Annotated in this window: 3 protein-coding genes; all 3 read left to right on the plus strand. The window is 65.9% G+C overall.

What is annotated here, in order from left to right:
- Window positions 1–7: 7 nt before the first annotated feature.
- On the plus strand, window positions 8–151 hold the full coding sequence (locus Q8S60_RS15565; RefSeq protein WP_305668709.1) for an N-acetylmuramoyl-L-alanine amidase: 144 nt from the start codon (window positions 8–10) through the stop codon (window positions 149–151).
- 98 nt (window positions 152–249) lie between these two features.
- The gene (locus tag Q8S60_RS15570) at window positions 250–1,752 is read left to right on the plus strand and encodes a tetratricopeptide repeat protein (protein ID WP_305277572.1); all 1,503 of its coding nucleotides are present in this window, start codon (window positions 250–252) and stop codon (window positions 1,750–1,752) included.
- A 140-nt stretch (window positions 1,753–1,892) separates the two neighbouring features.
- A partial coding sequence (locus tag Q8S60_RS15575) for a penicillin-binding protein 1A (protein ID WP_305668708.1) occupies window positions 1,893–4,551 on the plus strand: 2,659 nt, incomplete at its 3' end.

Below are 4,551 nucleotides of genomic sequence, written 5' to 3' on the forward strand. Positions count from 1 at the left end.
GCCCTCCGTGCTGATCGAGCTCGGCTTCCTCACCAATACCGAGGACGAGAAGCTCATCACCTCGCCCGCATGGCGCGCCAACATGGCCCGCGTCTTCTCCCGCGCCGTCGACCGCTATTTCGGCGACCGCCTCGCGGAAGGCCCGAACTAGGGTCCCTCGCGCTCGATTTCCATTGCCGATCTGCGAAGGCAGCCCGCGCCCGCGCGTCTTTCCGGCCGCCCACCGCTTTGCGTGTGGTCAAACCGGGATTGAGCCGCGATAATCCTGACCGACCGTCGGGGGGCCGCATGGATGAACTTCTTGCGATAGCCGGGCTGCTTTTTTCGCAACTGGGGGACGCGCTCGGTCCCTACGCCAATATCGTGCAGATTGCGAGCTCCAGCCTTGTCACGCTCAGCACCTGCATTGCGGTATTTCGCCGTTGGCGGAGGAACGACAAGGCGGTCATCGCCCGCCTGGAGCGGGACGTCCAGTACCGGACCGATCAACTGGACCGGGCCAAAACCGAACTCCTCCGTTTGCAGGATAGGGAAACGGATCTTTCCGAGCGGTTGCCGGAGGATGTGCTCGACAAGGCCGGAAAGGAACTCGACGATGAGAACTACGACCGCGCAAACCGCTTGATACAGAACTGGCTTGCCGTCGAGGGCGAGCCGCTGTCCCGCTTGTTTTTCTCCCAGGCGGACTGGGCCGCCCGGCATGCGACGGGCGAACTGCGGCAAGCGGGCCTTACCGTGGCGGAAGCGTTCGCAACCGCATCGCTCGTCAGCGACCCGGGCAACAGGGAAGCGCGCGAACTCCACGAGGATTTGCGGCAATTTCGAATTCTCGAACATCCCGGCGCTCCGCTCCCCCTCGCGGCAACGCTGGGGAATTTCAATGACAATCTTCCCGATCTCAAGTTTGAGGAGGACGCGGTCGAATATGCGTTTTCCCTGCAGAGTGAAGCGAGCGATATGTTCCGCCGCGGCCATTACCTCATCGCGTTCAAGCAGCTCGACGAGGCTGTGCGCATTCTATCGTCGCAGATCGGCAGGGACGCGCTGCCGACGTTGCATGTGCGACAGGTGCGGGCGGAGGCGATGTCTTTGCTCGGCAACTATGCCGATGCAAATGTGGAAATCGGAAAAATAATTGCGTTGCGATGCCGCCTGCAGGGCGAGGATCACCCGGACACGCTGTGGAGCCGCCATCTCCAGGCAGAGCTGCTGTTGAGTCTTGGCCGCGCCGCCGAGGCCTTGGAGATGATCCGTGAGGTGATCGAGAAGCGCGCCGCCGATCCGTCGCTCGGTCCGGATCACCCGGACACGCGGGCGAGCCGCTATCTGCAGGTGAGGACTCTGGAGCATCTTGGCCGCAACGCCGAGGCCTTGGAGATGATCGGTGAGGTGATCGAGAAGAACGCCGCCGATCCGTCGCTCGGCCCGGATCACCCGCATACGCTGTCGAGCCGCCATCAGCAGGTGAGGATTCTGGAGCGTCTTGGCCGCAACGCCGAGGCCTTGGAGATGATCGGTGAGGTGATCGAGAAACGCGCCGCCGATCCGTCGCTCGGCCCGGATCACCCGCACACGCTGTTGAGCCGCCAGCTGCAGGCACGGGTGCTGTTGCGCCTTGGCCGCGCCGCCGAGGCGCTGGAGGTTGTCGAAGAGGTTTTGCGGCTTCAAGCCGCTCACCCGTCCTTGGGCCCGGATCACCCGGACACAATTGAAAGCCGGGAATTGTACGATTCTCTCCGGCAGGCAGAGTAGCGATCCCATGACGGCAACGGTTTCTTGGTAAATACCGGGTTGAATGGGCCCGCGCGGACGAAGCTTTCGTCCCGCCGCCTTGGCCGTGCCATATTTGCATTGCTAGTGGCGACTCTGGCCGCAAATGGGTAAAAGACCCGATGCTGAAAGTCCTTTCGATCATCGCCGGCATCTTCCTGGTGCTCGTCACCGGTGTCGTCCTTGCGGGCGGCTATTACGCGTGGCGTCTGAACGACGACCTGCCGGATTATTCGCGCCTCGCCAATTACGAGCCGCCGGTCATGACCCGCGTCCATGCCGGCGACGGCCAGATCATCGGCGAGTTCGCCCGCGAGCGCCGCGTCTACGTGCCGATCACCGCCATCCCGCCCCGCGTCGTCGAGGCCTTCCTCGCGGCGGAAGACAAGAATTTCTACAGCCATGGCGGCGTCGACGCGACGGGCATCCTGCGCGCCACCATCGACAACGTCTTCAACGTCATGCAGGACCGCCGCCTCGTCGGCGCCTCCACCATCACCCAGCAGGTCGCCAAGAACTTCCTGCTCTCCTCCGACGTCACGCTCGACCGCAAGCTGCGCGAGGCGCTGCTCGCGCTCCGCCTCGAACGCGCCTTCACGAAAGACCAGATCCTCGAGCTCTACCTGAACGAGATCTATCTCGGCATCGGCGCCTATGGCGTGGCCGCCGCCGCCCTCAACTATTTCGACAAGTCGCTCGACGAACTCACCGTCGCCGAGGCCGCCTATCTCGCGACCCTCCCCAAGGGCCCGAACAACTATCACCCCTACCGCTACCGCGACCGCGCCATCGCGCGCCGCAACTGGGTGATCTCGCGCATGGAGGAAGAGCGCTTCATCTCCGGCATCGAGGCCGCCGAGGCGCGCACCGCCGGTCTCGACGTCTCGCTCCGTTCGCGCGGCGTCCAGATGCGCGACGCCAATTATTTCGTCGAGCAGGTCCGCCGCGAGCTTCTCTCCATGTATGGCGAGCAGAAGCTCTATGAAGGCGGCCTCTCCGTCCGCACCACCATCGACACGAGCCTGCAGGAAGTGGTCGCCGATGCCTTGCGCGACGGCCTCATCGCCTATGACCGCCGCCACGGCTGGCGCGGTCCCGTGAAGAAGCTTGAGCCCGGCGAGAACTGGCACGACGCGCTCGCCGCCATGGAAGTCGGCTCCGACCTCGCGCCCTGGACGCTCGCCACCGTCCTCGACGTCGCCGCGGACAAGATCACCGTCGGCCTCCGCCCGAGGCGCATGGAAGACGGCTCCTTCTCGAAGGAGATCGTGAAGGCGACGGTGCCGTTCTCGACCATGACCTGGGCGCGCGCGACCGTGAACAAGATCTATCTCGGCCCGGAAGTGAAGGCGCCCTCGGACGTCGTCGCGGTCGGCGACGTGATCTATGTCTCGCCGGTCTACGCGAAGGACGACAAGTCGAAACCCGCGCATTACGCCCTCGAACAGCTTCCCGCCATCAACGGCGCCGCGCTGGCGATGGACCCGCATACGGGCCGCATCCTCGCCATGCAGGGCGGCTTCAGCTTCGGCCTGTCGGAGTTCAACCGCGCCGTGCAGGCGCTCCGCCAGCCCGGCTCCTCCTTCAAGCCCTTCGTCTACGCCGCCGCGCTCGACAAGGGCTTCACGCCGTCCTCCCTCGTCCTCGACGCGCCCTTCGTGCTCGACCAGGGCGGCGATCTCGGCCTCTGGAAACCGGAAAACTACGAACGCACCTTCCATGGCCCGTCCACGCTCCGCTTCGGCCTCGAACATTCGCGCAACGTCATGACGGTGCGTCTCGCGCAATATATCGGCCCCGAAACCGTCTCCGCCTATGCGCGCCGCTTCGGCATCATGGACAACATGCCGCCGGTCCTCTCCATGTCGCTCGGCGCGGGCGAAACCACGCTCGCCCGCCTCGTCGGCGCCTATGCCATCCTCGACAATGGCGGCAAGCGCGTCACGCCGACATTGATCGACCGCGTGCAGGACCGCTTCGGCCGCACCATCTACCGGAAGGACGATCGTCCGTGCCCGGATTGTTCGGTCAAATGGGATGAGGCTGTCGCCGCCTCCCGCGCACCCGGCGAGGGCGCCGATATGGGCCTCCAGCCGCCGCGCCTGCCCGACAACCGCGAACAGGTCGAAAGCGCGCAAACCGCCTATCAGGTGACCTCGATGCTCGAAGGCGTCGTCCAGCGCGGCACCGGCTCGGCGGTGAAGGCGGTCGGCGTGCCGCTCGCCGGCAAGACCGGCACGACGAATGACGGCAAGGACGCCTGGTTCATCGGCTATTCGCCCAATCTCGTCGTCGGCGTCTTTGTCGGCTTCGACGAGCCGACGCCGCTTGGCCGCGCCGAAACCGGCGGCCGCGCCGCCGCGCCCATCTTCCGCGACATCATGGCGAAGGCGGTCGGCACGAAACCCGCCATCCCGTTCCGCGTGCCGCCCGGCATCAGCCTCGTCAAGGTCAACGCGAAAACCGGCAAGCTCGCCGACGGCGAAGGCTCGGGCGTCATCCTTGAAGCCTTCAAGCAGGGCAGCGAGCCCCGCCTCGAATCCTCCTCGCCGAGCGTCGGCCTCTTCGGCAACGTCCCCCTTGTCGGCGACGACGAAGCCGCACCGCTCGTCGGCGGCCTCGATGCCGTCCCCGGCGATGCATCGGACGACGCCGCCGGCGGCACGCTCCCGCCGCCCCGCGCCGATCTGCCCCCCGGCACGCTCGGCCAGCTCCCCGCCGGCACCCAGCCCGGCGCCCTCCCGGCGCAAATCCCCGACGGCGGCATCCCCACCGATCAAC

The sequence above is a fragment of the Parvibaculum sp. genome, assembly GCF_030694575.1.
Classification (GTDB): domain Bacteria; phylum Pseudomonadota; class Alphaproteobacteria; order Parvibaculales; family Parvibaculaceae; genus Parvibaculum.